Annotated in this window: 12 protein-coding genes, 1 tRNA gene and 1 pseudogene; 7 read left to right on the top strand and 7 right to left on the bottom strand. The window is 60.0% G+C overall.

The window, feature by feature from the left end; translation table 11 throughout:
* Window positions 1–64 precede the first annotated feature (64 nt).
* From acpA to AB4O01_RS15400, 4 genes are all read right to left on the bottom strand, one after another.
* Window positions 65–1,759 (bottom strand): acid phosphatase, encoded by a 1,695-nt coding sequence (acpA, locus tag AB4O01_RS15415; RefSeq protein WP_093441523.1) that lies wholly within the window; start codon window positions 1,757–1,759, stop codon window positions 65–67.
* 97 nt (window positions 1,760–1,856) lie between these two features.
* Window positions 1,857–3,584: a J domain-containing protein gene (locus AB4O01_RS15410; RefSeq protein WP_460088992.1), complete on the bottom strand. Its 1,728-nt coding sequence runs from the start codon at window positions 3,582–3,584 to the stop codon at window positions 1,857–1,859.
* A gap of 11 nt (window positions 3,585–3,595) precedes the next feature.
* Entirely contained in the window at window positions 3,596–5,293 is a 1,698-nt protein-coding gene (locus AB4O01_RS15405) for a molecular chaperone HscC (protein WP_460088991.1), read from the bottom strand.
* A 188-nt stretch (window positions 5,294–5,481) separates the two neighbouring features.
* Window positions 5,482–6,900, bottom strand: coding sequence for a short-chain fatty acid transporter (locus tag AB4O01_RS15400; RefSeq protein WP_460088990.1), 1,419 nt, complete (start codon window positions 6,898–6,900; stop codon window positions 5,482–5,484).
* A gap of 334 nt (window positions 6,901–7,234) precedes the next feature.
* On the opposite strand from AB4O01_RS15400, the gene AB4O01_RS15395 reads away from it, so the two are divergent.
* The 4 genes and pseudogenes from AB4O01_RS15395 (at window position 7,235) to AB4O01_RS15380 (ending at window position 10,760) form a co-directional block, all read left to right on the top strand.
* Window positions 7,235–8,548, top strand: a complete 1,314-nt coding sequence (locus AB4O01_RS15395; RefSeq protein WP_460088989.1) for an MFS transporter — start codon at window positions 7,235–7,237, stop codon at window positions 8,546–8,548.
* Window positions 8,524–9,393 (top strand): annotated as a pseudogene (locus AB4O01_RS15390) (PAS domain-containing protein); the annotation flags it as partial. The gene AB4O01_RS15395 and the pseudogene AB4O01_RS15390, both read left to right, overlap by 25 nt.
* Window positions 9,373–9,981 (top strand): methyl-accepting chemotaxis protein, encoded by a 609-nt coding sequence (locus tag AB4O01_RS15385; protein ID WP_416221731.1) that lies wholly within the window; start codon window positions 9,373–9,375, stop codon window positions 9,979–9,981. The pseudogene AB4O01_RS15390 and the gene AB4O01_RS15385, both read left to right, overlap by 21 nt.
* A gap of 179 nt (window positions 9,982–10,160) precedes the next feature.
* Window positions 10,161–10,760: a flavin reductase family protein gene (locus tag AB4O01_RS15380; RefSeq protein ID WP_116255197.1), complete on the top strand. Its 600-nt coding sequence runs from the start codon at window positions 10,161–10,163 to the stop codon at window positions 10,758–10,760.
* Window positions 10,761–10,851: 91 nt separating this feature from the next.
* On the opposite strand, the gene AB4O01_RS15375 is transcribed toward AB4O01_RS15380, so the two are convergent.
* Together AB4O01_RS15375 and ggt are read right to left on the bottom strand one after the other, a co-directional pair.
* Window positions 10,852–11,220 (bottom strand): DUF6124 family protein, encoded by a 369-nt coding sequence (locus tag AB4O01_RS15375; RefSeq protein ID WP_460088988.1) that lies wholly within the window; start codon window positions 11,218–11,220, stop codon window positions 10,852–10,854.
* Between the two features lie 396 nt (window positions 11,221–11,616).
* Window positions 11,617–13,449, bottom strand: coding sequence for a gamma-glutamyltransferase (gene ggt, locus AB4O01_RS15370; protein WP_460088987.1), 1,833 nt, complete (start codon window positions 13,447–13,449; stop codon window positions 11,617–11,619).
* A gap of 267 nt (window positions 13,450–13,716) precedes the next feature.
* On the opposite strand from ggt, the gene AB4O01_RS15365 reads away from it, so the two are divergent.
* The 3 genes from AB4O01_RS15365 (at window position 13,717) to AB4O01_RS15355 (ending at window position 15,706) form a co-directional block, all read left to right on the top strand.
* Window positions 13,717–14,817 carry a DUF2817 domain-containing protein gene (locus tag AB4O01_RS15365; protein WP_460088986.1) on the top strand — a complete coding sequence of 367 codons (1,101 nt, stop codon included), beginning with the start codon at window positions 13,717–13,719 and terminating at the stop codon, window positions 14,815–14,817.
* Between the two features lie 190 nt (window positions 14,818–15,007).
* Entirely contained in the window at window positions 15,008–15,400 is a 393-nt protein-coding gene (locus tag AB4O01_RS15360; RefSeq protein ID WP_460088985.1) for a helix-turn-helix domain-containing protein, read from the top strand.
* Between the two features lie 81 nt (window positions 15,401–15,481).
* On the top strand, window positions 15,482–15,706 hold the full coding sequence (locus AB4O01_RS15355; RefSeq protein WP_039761255.1) for a SymE family type I addiction module toxin: 225 nt from the start codon (window positions 15,482–15,484) through the stop codon (window positions 15,704–15,706).
* A gap of 364 nt (window positions 15,707–16,070) precedes the next feature.
* Here AB4O01_RS15355 and AB4O01_RS15350 read toward each other — a convergent pair.
* Window positions 16,071–16,147: transfer RNA gene (locus AB4O01_RS15350), tRNA-Met, on the bottom strand.
* Window positions 16,148–16,186 lie beyond the last annotated feature (39 nt).

Raw genomic sequence — 16,186 nt, 5'->3', positions numbered from 1 at the left:
TCAGCCGCGTTTGACAGAGAAGCTGTCATCCGCAGATTTTTGCGCAAACTCGCTGGGCTGGGTTTCAGGCCGGAAAATGCAGGGCGTTGGTCAAATCGCCCATGGGTTGCTGGCCCCGGGCAACCATCGCCTCGTCACGTTGTTTGAGACCGTCGAGCGTTTCCAACTGGAAGACACGGGTGATCAACCGCAGGATCGATGCCGTGTCGTAGACCGTATGATCCACCGTGCCCCTGCGTGCAAACGGCGACACTACCAGCGCCGGCACTCGCGAGCCCGGCCCCCAGCGGTCGCCCTTGGGCGGCGCGACGTGATCCCACCAGCCGCCGTTCTCGTCGACCGTGACGATCACCACCATGTTTTGCCACTGTGGACTTTCACGCAGCACCTTCAGCGCACGCACGATGTGCCGGTCACCGGAGGCCACGTCGGCATAACCGGCGTGCATGTTCAGGTTGCCTTGCGGTTTGTAGAAGCTCACTGCCGGCAACTTGCCCGCTTCGGCATCGGCGAAGAATTTGTTGCTGCTCGACTCATCGCCCAGGCCAGCATCGCGCAGGCGTTTATTGCGCTCGTCGGGGTTCTCCGGGCCTTGTTGCTTGAAGTAGTTGAACGGCTGATGGTGATACTGGAAGTTGGGGATTTTCGGAATGCCGCCGGAATCCTTGTATTGCTCCAGCGTCGCCTGCCACGCGCCGGCATACCACGCCCAGTCAATGTGCTTTTTCGACAGCTTGTCGCCGATGTGTTCGTGGGTCTGCGGCACCATCACGTTGGGCAGATCCGCTTTTGAATACGCCGGGCGTTCAGGGTCGCGAATCCACGTCGGCCAGTAGGGTGGGGCGAGGGTGTTGACGCCGAAGCCATCCGGGGTCAGTGCACTTGGGCCGAACTGCGGCGGGCCGGTCATGGCGCTGGCCGGCGATTGCTCCAGCGGCTTGAGGCGCGGGTCGCTCGGATCATCGCTTTGCAGCGCGGCGATCTGCGACTTGGCCACCGAATTGGCCGCGTCTGGATAGAACGGCGCGGTGGCGCTGATCAGGTATTGGTGGTTGAGAAACGAGCCTCCGAAGGCGCCCTGGAAGAAGTTGTCGCACAGCACGAATTCCTGCGCGACATCCCACAGGCGCAGGGAATAGCGGCTCTGGGCGTAGTGGCCCATGGTCAAGCCGCCGGAGTCGGCCCAGGCGACGAAGCCATCGTTCTTGCCGCCATTGATCTGCATTTGGTTTTGATAGAACACGTGCCACAAGTCGCGGGTCACCAGGCCGAACGGCAAGTCCTCGCCGTTCGGGCCTTTGAGGGCGAACGGTGCGTTGGGCAGGTTTTCCTGAAACTGCGTGGCGTTGGGGTAAGTCACGCCATCAAGGGTTTGCGGGCCGATCTGCAGCACACCGCCCCAGACCGGAGGCAGGGTTTGCAGCAGCGAGCCGTCGCGATCACGTTGTTGATAGTCGCCGGGTTTGAGCGCGGCCAGCGGCTTTTCGACACCGGGGAAATCACCGAACAGGTTATTGAAACTGCGGTTCTCGGCGTAGATCACCACTACGGTTTTCACTTGGTCGCGCAGGGCTTTGTCCAGCTCGGCGGGCGTCAGCGGGCGTTCGGTCGGTTTGCCCGGTTGATCGCTGGCGCTGCCACACCCGGCCAGCGTGGCACCGACACCGAGCACCGCGACGCCGCCGAGAAAGCGGCGGCGACTGGTGTCGGTGGGGTGATTGGATTCAGGTGCGTCAGTGCCGTCTGTTTCATCTTTCATCGGTCAGCCCGCTTGCTTAATTGTTTCAGTATGTTTCGGGCGGACGCTAGCAAGGCAATATGACGGTTGGGTGACAGAGCGTTTTGTCGTTGCGCTCCTAGCCGGGCATGAGCTGGGTGAGCGAATAGCCGAGCCTGCTCGCCGCTGTTACGGCGGTCATGACCACCAGAAACAGCAATTGCAGCGGACTGAAGTGCGCCCAATGCAATGCGGTCAGCCAAGGGTGGCGGCTGCTCAGTTCCGGATCGAGCGAACCGATACGGCGTTTGTGCACCAGCCCGATCAGGAGCGTGCCGACATAAGTGAGCGCGCCCAGCGGCCCGAGCATCAGCGAAAACAACAGCAGCATCACCACCTGCGGAACCCCGTGGCGTATCACCAGCCAGCGCGTGTCAGGGTTCCATTTGCGCGGAATCAGTCCCTCGGTGAGCCACAGATCCGGCACGATCACGTGGGCCGTGAGCACCACCCACCAACTCAATGCAAAGCGAAAAAACCATACCGGTACGCAGGCAAAGATCATCGGAATGAAGATGAGATTGGCGGCATCCCTTTTCTCAATACCCAGATAGAACAGGCACAGCGCCAAGGCAATTGCCGCCCATACCCGTACCCAGGTCTCGGCGGCGATGGGCCGTGGAAAGAACCGTCGCCAGTAAAAAACATCGGCATAGGGCAAACGTGCGAGCAGTTCGGGGAAGCGCCAAGCAAGCTTTTCCGACAAGTCATGGCAGGCCTGCCATTCATTCTGGCCAAAGCCATCAATGATCTTCTTCTGCTGCAGGGGCTTGAGCGGATTGATCAACAGATGCGCGGCCTGAACGTCGGCCGCCCACGTGCGGTCACTTTCCGCCTTGCCCCGCAGATTGTCATAGAAGCTTTCCTGATCGCAGCGTTCGATCAGTCTGTCCCAGAGCCAGTCCGGTTGCGGGTGCAGGCCTTTGTTGTGATCCCAGCCGAACAGTTGGCCGATGCGGTCGAACAGCGGCACGCTCCACTCGCTGTCATTGAGCAAGTGCAGCAGGGTTTGCTGCCATTGTTCGCGGCGATCGAAAACCTGCAGCCACGGTTGGGCGCTGTAGCGTTTGAGCACGTTGAGGAATTCGCGCTCGCTCTGGCTTTCCAGCAGCGCTTGCAGGGTGTTTCGGTAATCGGCCATCAGGCTCTCAGCGAGTCCGTCACGCTGACGATCATTCATCAGCACGTCTTGCCACGGCCCCAACCATCCCAGTTGCTCGACGGCCCAGTGCAGCACTGGGCTGCGCAGATGTGTCTGTTCAAAACACAACTGCAGTAACAGCCTTTCGAAGGCCTTGGCGCAGCCTTGCTGTTGCGCCTGATCCCAACGCTCGCCGAGATTTTCTGGCGATAGCCCTTCAAGCAGTTGCCGCGCGGCCTGCGCTTCAAGCACATACGCTTCTGTGTCCGGGGCCGCCGTCAGAGGCTCGACAGGCAAAGCATCATCCTTCGCCGGCGGCGCAAAAGGCTCCGGGGCTGCCGGGTTGACGGGCGGAAAGTCGAGATCGGCAAAATCCCACGCGGTGTTTTGCGGGTGGCTGCGGTTGTTTGCCAGCGCAGCATCGAGAGCCAGTGCGGCAAAGGCGCTGGAAGCCGTGCCCACGGCGACGTCGTCTTCGTCCGCAGGCTCAGCGTTTTCAAGGCGCCACCGGGCAATTGCCAACGCTTGTTCGTAGGCTTCGCGCAAACGCTGGAAACCCTCGGCATCCTCATCGGGGCGGAAGGTTTTCAGCAGACGCGCATAGGCGCGTTTAATGTCGCGCGCTTCAGCGTCATCGTGCAGGTGCAGCACCGACCAGCAATCCATGGTCAGGCTCCTTATTGCCACGGGGTGCGGTCAAGTTCGCTCAGGCGTCGGCTCAAGTCGGTGCGCACTTCGCGGATCTGGCGCTCGTCCTGAGAGTCGAGGGCTATCTGGAATTGCTTGGCCCAATCGCCCATCAGATCACGCATATCGCCCAGGCTTTCCTGATAGAGGCGCTCCAGACGTGCAGTCAACAGCGTGTTGACCTGCTGCTCGCGCGGATGAATTTTCAGCTGTGCCAGGTTCTGCAGGCGTTGCTGGATTTCCTCCGGCGAGAGCACGCCGGGGTTGTTCTCGATCACCAGCGAATGCTGTTGCCCAGTCAGGGGGATTTTCACCTGGGCTTCAAGCAGGCCGTTGTTGTCGTAGGTGAAACGCACATCGAGAGCGACTTCGCCGGCCTTGCGTTTCGGCACCTTGATGTCCAGTTCGCCGAGTGCCACGTTGTCTTTGACCAGGCGGCTTTCGCCCTGAAAGATGCGCACGACCACCTGTTCCTGATTGTCGTGCAGGGTGTACACGGTTTTCACCCGACTGACCGGCACGATGCTGTTGCGCTCGATGATCGGCAGGTAGTGGCCGCTCTCATAGTTGCGGCCGACCTGTGTGGAGGTTTCGATGCCCAGGGTGTAGGAGCAGACATCGGTCAGCACCACTTCTTCCAGCGCTGCAGCGCGAGCCTTGAGTGCCGCCTGAATGGCCGCGCCCTGTGCCACGACCTGATCCGGGTCGAGGGTGATCGACGGGAAGCGGCCGAACAGCCCGGCAGCGAGTTTGCGCACCAGCGGCATGCGCGTGGTGCCACCGACCAGCAAAATCTCGTCGAGGTCGCTGACACGGATGCGCGCATCGCGCAGCGCCCGCTCAATCGGCGCACGTAGGCGTTCGAGCAGCGGCATGTACAGCGTTGCCAACTGTTGTTGGGTGATGGTGTGCGTCCACTGCCGCTCACCGAGTTGCAAGCGGAATTCGGCGCTGTCGTCCTGGCCCAGCGCCTTGCGCACGCGCTCGGCCTCGCGACGCAGCGGCTGGATGACGCTGCTGCGCTCAGGGAAGTCGGCGGCCGAACGGTGCTGGCTGATGAAGTGCTCCAGCAGCACCGTGTCGAAGTCTTCGCCACCGAGGAAGTTGTCACCGGCGCTGGCGCGCACTTCCATGACCCCTTCGAACAGCTCCAGAATCGACACGTCGAACGTGCCGCCACCGAGGTCGAAGACCAGGAACGAAGTTTCCTTGTCGCGTTGGTGCAGTCCATAGGCGAGGGCGGCAGCGGTCGGCTCGTTGATCAGCTTCTCGACCTTCAGCCCGGCCAGTTCGCCGGCGATGCGCGTGGCTTTGCGTTGAGCGTCGCTGAAGTAGGCCGGAACGCTGATCACGGCTTCGGTGACGGTTTCGCCGTAGGCGCGTTCAACGTCTTCCTTCAGACTCTTGAGCACCAGCGCGGACAGCTCTTCCGGGCGAAACGCCTTGTCGGCCAGGTACGTTTGCGTGGCGCTGCCCATGTGGCGCTTGAACAGCGACGCGGTCAGGCGCGGATGCGTGTGCAGACGCTCGCGCGCCGCCTGACCGACCAGAATCCGGCCCTGATCATCCAGGCCGACAACGCTCGGTGTCAGGAACTGACCCAGGGCATTGGGCACCAACTCGGTGGCATCGCCACGCCAGACGGCGACCAGGCTGTTGGTGGTTCCCAGGTCAATCCCTATGATCATTGCAACGAACTCCCTTTGCGCTTGGTAAAAAATGGAAACATTTATGGGCGCGCAGAATATTACCGAGGGAGCGATGCGGTAAAGCAGGATGATGGCTCTGAGCCATTATTTGCGACAGGCAGCCCGACACAGAGCTGTTTCAGGAGAAAAGTGTGGGGCGCGGCCATCATGACTGCGCCCCGCTAGGGTTAAGGCATCACTGGCGGCGTATACGCCAGCGTCGTCCCCAACGCCCACAGCAACAGCAGCACCAGCGGCGTGTGCACCAGCAATTGCACAAAGGAGAATCCGATCAGGTCCCGCGCTTTCAGCCCGAGTACGCCGAGCAGCGGCAGCATGTAGAACGGGTTGATCAGGTTCGGCAGCGCTTCGGCCGCGTTGTAGATCTGCACTGCCCAGCCGAGGTGGTACTGCAGATCATTGGCGACCTGCATCACGTACGGCGCCTCGATAATCCACTTGCCGCCACCGGATGGAATGAAGAAACCGAGAATCGCCGAGTACACGCCCATCAACAGTGCATAAGTGTCGTGGGAGGCGATGCTGACGAAGAACGTTGAGATGTGGTGCGCCAGGGTTTGCGCGTCCGTACCTTTGACCGTGGTCATCAGCGCGGCGATCGAGCCGTACAGCGGGAACTGGATCAACACGCCTGTGGTGGTCGGCACGGCGCGGGCGACGGCATCGAGGAAACTGCGCGGCCGCCAGTGCAGCAAGGCGCCGAGCATGATGAACAGGAAGTTATAGGTGTTCAGCCCGGAAATCGCGGTGATCGCCGGTTTGGTTGAAAACTCATGGAACAGCCATCCCGCTGCCAACAGCACCAGCATGATGATCAGCAGCGGACTGTGTTCCAGCCATTCACCCGGACGCGTACGCGGTTGCAGCGGTGGCAGGTTGAAGGCCGGGTCGATGCCACAGGCCTTGGCGTCGCGCGCCGAATTCGGCCCGGGGGCGGTGGCGTAGGCGATGATGATCGAGATCACGATCAGCGCCAGCAACATCACGCCGGACTGCCAGAGGAAAATCGTTTCGGTGAACGGAATCACCCCGGTGATCGACAGGATCGACGGCGGCAGGCTGGCGGGGTTGGCTTGCAACTGCGCGGCCGACGACGACAAACCCAGCGCCCACACCGCGCCAAGGCCCAGATAGGCAGCGGCGCCGGCGGCGCGGTAATCCATTTTCAGATCAGTGCGGCGGGCGAGGGCGCGCACCAGCAAACCGCCGAATACCAGCGACAGGCCCCAGTTGAGCAACGACGCGACCATCGAGATCAACGCGACCCAGGCCACGGCAGAACGGCCGTTTTTCGGGATACGCGCCAGGCGATCAATCAGTTTCACGGCCGGTGGCGAACTGGCGACTACATAGCCGCCGATCACCACGAAGGCCATTTGCATGGTGAACGGGATCAGGCTCCAGAACCCGTCGCCGAACGCCATCGCCGCATCGGTGGGTTTCGCGCCCATGGCCAGGGTGGCCAGGGCGACGATGATCACGGCCAGCGCGGCGAATACCCAGGAATCGGGGAACCAGCGTTCGGCAAAGCTTGAACAGCGCAGGGCAAAGCGTGCGGAGCGGCTATCTTCGATATCAACGGCCACAGGAAGTACCTCGGATTTTTTATGGTTATTTTTGATCCGGCAGGCGAAACGCAGATCTCCTGTAGGAGTGAGCCTGCTCGCGATGGCATCGGCACGTTCAACATGGAGGTGACAGACACACCGCTATCGCGAGCAGGCTCACTCCTACAAGGTTCCCGGCTCGGCTCGAGGTCGGTGGGTTTCACCTGGCAGGACAGGCTTCAACAGTAAATCAAGCGAAGACGATTTGTGAGCAGGTTTTGCAAAACCGGGACTATGGTCTAACGGGTTGTCCATCCGCGCATTTGCGTAGACCATGGGCGCCTTGGTTTTTTGCCTGCCAGAGTTCTTTGCCATGACCGCCCAATCCACGGCCAAACCCTTGCCGTTCAGCCGCTCCGACTACAAGACCCTCGGCCTTGCGGCCCTTGGCGGGGCGCTGGAGATTTACGATTTCATCATTTTCGTATTCTTCGCCCTGACCCTCAGTCAGTTGTTTTTCCCGCCGGAAATGCCTGAGTGGCTGCGTCTGCTGCAAAGCTTCGGGATCTTTGTCACCGGCTACCTGGCGCGGCCGCTGGGCGGGATCCTGATGGCGCATTTCGCCGACAGACTCGGGCGCAAGAAAGTCTTCAGCCTGAGCATCCTGATGATGGCGCTGCCGTGCCTGCTGATCGGGATCATGCCGACCTATGCCCAGATCGGTTATTTCGCGCCGCTGCTGTTGCTGGCGCTGCGCATCCTGCAGGGCGCGGCGGTTGGCGGGGAGGTGCCGAGTGCCTGGGTGTTTGTCGCCGAGCACGCACCGGCCGGCCATCGTGGTTACGCGTTGGGCTTTTTGCAGGCCGGGCTGACCTTCGGTTATCTGATCGGCGCGTTGACTGCGACGTTCCTCGCGCAAGTCTTCACCCCGGCGGAAATCCTCGATTACGCCTGGCGCTATCCGTTCCTGCTCGGTGGTGTGTTCGGCGTGATCGGCGTTTACCTGCGGCGCTGGTTGAGCGAAACCCCGGTGTTCATGGCCATGGAAACGCAGCGCGAGGCGCGGGTTGAACTGCCGCTGCGCACGGTGCTTCGCGAGCATCGATTGGCGATGCTGCCGGCGATGCTTTTGACGTGCGTGCTGACTTCGGCGGTGGTGGTATTCGTCGTCATCACCCCGACCATGATGCAGAAAACCTTCGGCATGACCGCCAGCCACACCTTCGCCCTCAGCGCGTTGGGCATCGTCTTCCTCAATATCGGCTGTGTGATTGCCGGTCTGTTGGTTGATCGCCTCGGTGCGTGGCGCACGGTCATGCTCTACAGTCTGCTGCTGCCATTGGGTATCGGTGTGCTTTATGGCTGCCTGATCAGCGGTGGCGAGTGGATTGGCATTGCGTATGCCATTGCTGGTCTGGCGTGCGGTGTCGTCGGCGCCGTGCCATCGGTGATGGTCGGCTTGTTCCCCGCGCGTATCCGCGTGTCCGGCATTTCCTTCACCTACAACATTGCCTACGCGGCGTGGGCGAGCACCACACCGCTGTTGCTGATCGGTCTGATGTCGTGGAGTCCGTGGATCTGTGTGATGTTCTGCGCGGTGATGGGCGTTGTGGGGCTATTGACGGCAGCGTATTTTGGCTCGCGAATGCCGCGCACAGGACAATGTCAGGTGGCCGGAGCTGCCTGACAGCGTGCGCTCGAACTATTTTTGACCGGCGGGTCGCAAACGCTCTTCAGAAAAGCTTTTCAAGGCCGATGGCTAGGCTGTATCCCGCTTTCTATCCTGCCCATTGGTACTTTCCCATGTTCAACAAACGCCTGAAGCAAGAGCTGGCCGCTCTTCGTGAAGAACTCTCCAGCCTTGTGCAGGTGAAGGAAAGCCTGGAAAGCGAGATGCTGGTGCTGTGTCTGGAACCTGACGGGCGCATTCAATCGGTCAACCAGAACTTCCTTACCGAGATGCTCTACAAGAGCCAGGACCTGATCGGTCGAGCGATTGAAGATATCGTCCCGGCCCACGTAAAGACCGACGAATTCCATCACCGCTTCAAAAACGCCATGACGCGCGGCGAGCATTTCGCCGGTGCCGTGCGCCTGTTGCGCGGCAATGGTGAGGAAGCGTGGCTGCGTTCCATCGTGCAACCGGTGCGTTCTTCGGACGGGCGGATCAAGCACATTTCGCTCTACGCCAGCGACCTGACCCGCACCATCGAAGCCTCGCGTGAACACGAAAATCTGATCGGTGCGCTGGTGCGTTCGACGGCGGTAATCGAGTTCGACCTTAACGGTAATGTGCTCAATGCCAACGATCGCTTTCTCAGCGGCATGGGTTACAGCCTGGCGCAGATCAAGGGCAAACATCACCGCATGTTCTGCACGCCGGAGGAATACAACAGCACCGAGTACCAGAACTTCTGGCGCCGTTTGAACAACGGCGAATTCGTCGCTGAACGCTTTAAACGTGTCGACAGTCATGGTCGTACGGTCTGGCTGGAGGCGTCCTATAACCCGGTGGTCGATGCCAACGACAAACTCTACAAAGTGGTGAAGTTCGCCACGGTGATCACCGATCAGGTCAACCGCGAACAAGCAGTAGCCGACGCGGCGAGCATTGCCTACAGCACCTCGCAGCAAACCGACAGCACCGCGCAACGTGGCACCACTGTGGTCACCGAGGCGGTGAATGTAATGCGTGATCTGTCGCGGCACATGCAGGCTGCCGGTGAGGGTATCGAAGCGCTGAACGAGCAGTCGCAGGTGATCGGTACCATCGTCAAAACCATCAGCGGCATTGCCGAACAGACCAACCTGCTGGCGCTCAACGCTGCCATTGAGGCGGCGCGCGCCGGTGAGCAGGGCCGTGGCTTTGCGGTGGTGGCCGACGAAGTGCGGCAACTGGCCTCGCGCACCAGTCAGGCGACCGAAGAGATTGTCACCGTGGTGCGGCAGAACCAGGAAATGGCGCGCAATGCGGTGGCGCTGATGACCGACGGCAAGCTCCAGGCTGAACAGGGCCTGGCGCTGGCGGCAGAGGCGGGCACGGTGATTGTCGAGATTCAGGACGGTGCGCAGAAAGTCGTCAACGCCGTCGGCCAGTTCGCCAACCAACTCTCCCACTAATCTCCACTGATCCATTGTGGGAGCGAGCTTGCTCGCGAAAGCGGTGTGTCATTCAACATTGATGTGACTGACCTATCGCCTTCGTCGGAACGCCGCCCGGAGCAAGCTCGCTCCCACAGGTTCTGTGTTTCTTCAGTGGCAGCGCTACAATCGGCTCCTTTTCCCCCGGAGCAGATCCCATGAGTGATTCCCACCGCCGCCCGGTGCCCCTGAACAAAGCCTACCGTTTGCTCAACCACGGGCCGACCGTGCTGGTCAGCGCCGCTCACGACGGCCAGCGCAACATCATGGCTGCCGCTTGGGCCATGCCGCTGGATTTCGAGCCACCGAAAGTCGCCGTCGTCCTCGATAAATCCACCTGGACCCGCCAGTTGCTCGAAGCGTCCGGCACCTTCGTGCTCAACGTCCCGTGCGTCAATCAGGCCGACATCGTGCAAACCGTTGGCAATACGTCGGGCCTGGACATCACTCAAACCCAAGGGCAAGACAAGTTTCAGGCCTATGGTTTGCAGACTTTTGCCGGTGAACAAGTCGAAGCGCCGCTGCTTGACGGCTGCGTCGCCTGGCTGGAATGCCGTTTACTCCCGGAGCCGCGCAACCACGAGCAATACGACCTGTTCCTCGCCGAAGTCATCGCCGCCCATGCCGATGAACGTGTGTTCAGTGACGGGCGCTGGCATTTCGAAGGGCATGACGGTTTGCGCACCTTGCACCACGTGGCGGGTGGGCATTTCCTGAAGATTGGTGATGCGGTGGATGGCAAGACGCTCGCGGTTTGAATAATAGCTTTGCGTTGATGTTTGACCTTTGGCCCAATCAAAAAAAATCCGATGCCTTTGCGGGCATCGGATTTTTTATACGTCGAAGTAATTACGCCGTCGGCTGAACGTTATCCAGCGCCTGATTCACCGCCAGCTCAGTCAGCATGACGATTTGCGCGATGCCCAGCGCGGTCTTGCGGTGTGAGGTATCAAGCATGGCGGCAAAGTTGTTGAGCATCTCGGTGACCGAGCCGAGGGTTTCGCTGGCATTGGCCAGCAACGATTCCGTGTCGTACACCGGGTTGGCGAGGTACATCGGCTCGTAGGGTCGATTGGACGCCATGAGGTGAGCGGTCGGTTTGAGGTAGTGGTCGAGGGCGCGGTCGGCCGCTTCGTTGAGTTTTTTGCTGTCGATGGTTGCGTACGGGGATGTTGGGTCGGTGTCTGTTTCGGGGGGATTGGGTGTTGGTTTTTTCATGGTGTTCTCCGATCAGGATTGGAGCTGGCCGATTCGGTTTCCGAACGAATAGGTGGCAGCTGTACGCAGGTTGGAAACCCGGGGAACGGAGAACCCGGTTGACCCGAAGGTCTCCCGCGCACAGCCGCCATAACGGAGTGCACACCATGAAGGTGCGCAAGGATACGTTATGAAAGGCGCTTGTGCGCTCGGTTCTACTCGGGGTTTCCAATCCCGGTCACTGAATTGGCAGCGACGAGTACAGGCTAGAGAGCTGACGTCCGACGGACAACCTGAAAACCTTGTGGGACGGTTCTCTGTTTACCTCGCAGTTTTTAAACATCCCGATTTGAAATACGCAGTGTGCTAAGCAAAAGGCCTACCTCCCGGTAAGCCTTTTCTCTTTGCGTCCTAGCCTCAATCCCCCAGCGCTTCCCCCTCACGCCGTGGATCCGCGCCACCTTCCAACGACGCTTTCCCCTGCGCATCCTTGACCCGCACGATGGCCTGGGTGCCGCTGGTCATGTCGATTTCACTCACCGCATGCCCTTTGTCTTTCAGCGCCTGAATCAGCGCCGGGCTGAACTGGCCTTGTTCCAGTTCGGTCGGGCCATTGCGGCTGCCGAAGTTGGGCAGGCTGATGGCGCTTTGCGGGTCGAGGTTCCAGTCGAGCAGGCCGACGGTGGTTTTCGCCACGTACTCGATGATTTGCGAACCGCCCGGCGAGCCGACGCTGGCGAGGAATTCGCCGCTGTGGCGATCGAAGATCAGCGTCGGGGCCATCGACGAGCGTGGGCGCTTACCGGGTTCGACGCGGTTGGCGACTTTCTGGCCGTTCTCTTCGGGGATGAACGAGAAGTCGGTCATCTGGTTGTTAAGCAGAAAACCCTGAACCATCAGGTGCGAACCGAATGCGGCTTCGATGGTGGTGGTCATCGACACCGCGCCGCCGAGGTCATCCACCGCGACCACTTGCGAGGTGGAGATGCGCAGCGGCGAACGGTCCGGTGCGTAGGCGACCTGCACACCCGGTGGCGTGCCCGGTTTGGCGCGGACCATGCTGCGTTCGCCGATCAGGCTGGCGCGGCTGGCGAGATATCCGGGATCGACCAGACCTTTGACCGGTACCGGCACGAAGTCGGTATCGGCGACGTATTGCGCGCGGTCGGCGTAGGTAAGACGCTCGGCCTCGGCGATCAGATGCACGGCTTGCGGATCCGGTTCAATGCCGGCCGGTTTGTCGGTCTTCTGCGGTTTCAGCGGCGTCAGGGAAAGACGTGGATCGCGGGTTTCCAGTGCCTGCAACGTACCGAGAATCTGCGCCACGGCGATCCCGCCCGACGACGGTGGCGGCATGCCGCAGACCTGCCAGCGTTTGTAATCGGTGCACAGTGGCGCGCGCTCCTTGGCTTGATAGCGCTGCAGATCGTTCAGTGACAGGCTGCCGGGATTGGCGTGGCCTTGCACCTTGGCAACGATTTCTTCGGCGATCGGGCCTTTGTACAGTGCGTCCGGGCCTTCGTTGGCGATGCGTTTGAGCACGGCGGCCAATGCCGGGTTTTGCAGGCGCGTGCCGACGGCTTTGACGCTGCCATCGGTGTTGAGGAAGTACTTGGCCATATCCGGCGACTGGCGGATGAATGGGTCTGATTCCAGCAGCGAGTGCAATCGCGGGGAGATCGCAAAGCCTTGCTCGGACAGTTTGATCGCCGGTTCAAACAGCTTCGCCCACGGCAGGCGACCGTGTTGTTTATGTGCCATCTCCAGCGCGCGCAACACGCCCGGTGTGCCGACCGAACGACCGCCGATCTGCGCCTGCGGGAACGACATAGGCTGGCCATCGGCACGCAAGAACAGCTTCTCGGTGGCTCCGGCCGGTGCGGTTTCGCGGCCGTCATACGTGCGCACCTGTTTACCGTCCCACAACACGATCATCGCGCCTCCGCCGATCCCGGAAGACTGCGGCTCAACCAGAGTCAGCACCGCTTGCATCGCAATCGCTGCATCAATCGCCGAACCACCTTGACGCAGCATTTCGCGACCGGCCTCAGCAGCCAGAGGATTGGCAGCGGCGGCCATGTGTTGGTTGGCGTGACGGGTTTGCAGATCGGTGCGGAAACCGGACGCGGCTTCCGGTGCCAGCGGCAGGGTCGAAGAGGGCGGGGCGTTGCACGCGGTGAGGGTCAGGGCGCTGATGATCAGCGTCAGGGCAGGCAGGCGAAAGCGGCTCAAGGGCAAGGCTGAAAACACGCGGGCTCTCCGTCCGTGGGATAAAAGTCTCAGGGACTTTATCGACCGCTCGGTCGCGACGCAAACCGGTGGGCATTTTTGTCTTTCTTTTCGGGGCGGATGTTCGCTAGGGTCAACCGCAAATTTATGGAGCACCAACATCCCCTGTAGGAGTGAGCCTGCTCGCGATAGCGGTGGTTCAGTCAACACTGATGTTGGCCGTAATGCCGCTATCGCGAGCAGGCTCACTCCTACAGGTAAAGGCATAAAAATCACAAGAGGCCAGGCATGCACAGCGAGTTCCCCTCCGAGTCCAGCTACCACGATCAACGCGAACAGTTCATCGCCGCCGCCAATGCCGCCGGTGCCGCGCTCACCTCCTACGCACATCCACGCTGCGGGCCATTCGGCGAACCGCTGAGCACCGACGTCGCCGTGCTCGGCGATCCGCTGGCCAAGCGCCGGCTGGTAGCGCTCAGCGGTACCCACGGAGTCGAGGGCTATTACGGCTCGGATTGCCAGATCGAATGGCTGAAAACCTTCGCACCCGGATCGCTGCCCAAGGATGTCGCGGTGGTGATGGTGCACCTGATCAACCCATGGGGTACGGCGTGGTTACGCCGGGTCAACGAAGACAACATCGACCTCAACCGCAATCACCTCGATTTCACAGGACCCTTACCGGATAACCGCGCGTACGCGGCACTGCATGAAATCTACGCCTGCACCGATTTGCACGGCCCCGAGCGCCAACGTGCGGACGCCTTGCTCGATGCGCAAATCAACGAACACGGCTGGCCGGCGGTGATGTCGATTGTCGAGGGTGGTCAGCACAGTCATCCCGACGGACTGTTTTACGGTGGCCGCGCGCCGAGCTGGTCGAATCGCACGCTGCACCAAATCATCAAAACGCATCTGGCTGGCGCTGAAACCGTGATGTGTTTTGACCTGCACACCGGCGCCGGCGAGTACGGTCATCCGATGTTACTGACCATCACCCAGGCGCCTTACCCGGCACTCGCGCAGGCCCAGGCAATTTATGGCTCTTGGCTTTACACCCTGCACACCGGCGCCGACACCTTGAGCGAAACGGGTGTGGCGGCGACGGCTACGGGGTACACCTCACAGGCGTTGCTCAATGCTTTACCGGACGTGCAATTGATGCCGTTCGTGATCGAGTGCGGGACGTATCCGGGGCCGGCTGTGCATCGGCATTTACGTGATGACCATTGGCTGCATTTGCATGGTGATCCGCTGGATGCGGTAGGGCGTGAGATCAAACTGAATCTGCTCGAGCAGTTCTATCCGGCTGATCCGGATTGGCGGGCCATGGTCGGTTTGCGCACTCGACAAATCTGGGCGAAAGGGTTGTCGGCGTTGGCTTGCTGAAAAGGCATTTCGCGCCTGTAGTACCTCGCCGCAACTTGGCGGTTGCTCTGCATTTCTCCTACGGATTTTTCAGGTCGACAACTTACGCGCCCTTACCTGAGGATGGTTTCTATCGTTTTTTCCAGGATGGATTTCAGATGAAAAGGATGAGTCCGTTGCCATTCAACTCTATTTTCAGTCGGCCATTGTCATGAGTGTTTCCAATGAGGACCGCGATTTTCTGGTGGCGATGGGCAGTCGCATTGCTCACTTACGCACAGTTCACGAAATCACACAGACGCGGTTTGCAAGGGCTTTAGGTCTTTCCCGGCAAACCTTTCAGGGCTATGAGGAGGGTACGCGCAGCATGCCGGTCACGACACTGGTGAAATTGGCATTTGCGCTTCGCGTGCCTGTTGAAGACCTGCTCGGCGTTCCCTCGTACACGGAGAGGCCCAGACGCAGCTTGACCTCGACGTGGTATCGACGGTTGCAGTCCATCAATGAGCTTTCGAAGGTCCAACAGAAGGTCATTGCGCAGATGCTTGACGCCCTGATCGCACAGGCAGCGACCAAAGCGAGCGACGAAGAAAAAGAAATTTGAAGTAACCCAAAGAACGCGGAACCAAGGTGCGACAACACCCTGGCCCCGCTAACCACAAAGCAGCTTAAAAGGAGCTGAACCATGGCTAAAACCAATCATACGACATCAACCCCCATCACTGAACGCCGGTTGAAAATCGCCGCAGACTTTTACCCGGTCCACACCAAGGAAAAAACCTACAGCCCCGCCAAACCCGTACCCTGGATCAGACTGCGCGGCCTGTGGTTACGGCAGGCAGGATTCGAGGTGAACGAGAACGTCAAAGTGCGTGTGATGAAAGGCTGTCTGGTGATTACAGCGGAATAGATGAATCGTCCGAGTAAAGCCGCAACGCTATTTGCGTAGGAAAAAACGCCGCTAACCCTCAAGGGATAGCGGCTTTTTTTCTCAAGTAGCGCTTTTGATTATCTTGAATTTTATGGCGGGCGAGGCCCGTATTACCTGACTTAATGCCTGGTTGTGAGGAAGGCATTATCTTGAATTTGATATTTGCTTATGTGAAAAAAGGCGAAGTGCAAAATGTAAGAAAGTCTGACTGATGAGGGGCTGCGAGCGCACAGATCCAATCGAAAGGACTGAAGATAGACCTTTTGCAGGTGTGTAACCGGAAGGGGAGATTATTGCAGGCATAAAAAAACGGCCTACCTTTCGGTAAGCCGTTTTTAGTACTTGGTGGCTACACAGGGACTTGAACCCCGGACCCCAGCATTATGAATGCTATGCTCTAACCAACTGAGCTATGTAGCCAAGTGGCGCGCATTATTCCCCTGAAATGGAAAAGCGTCA

The organism is Pseudomonas sp. S2_E02, assembly GCF_054668355.1.
This window is presented reverse-complemented; position numbering and strand designations above follow the sequence as displayed.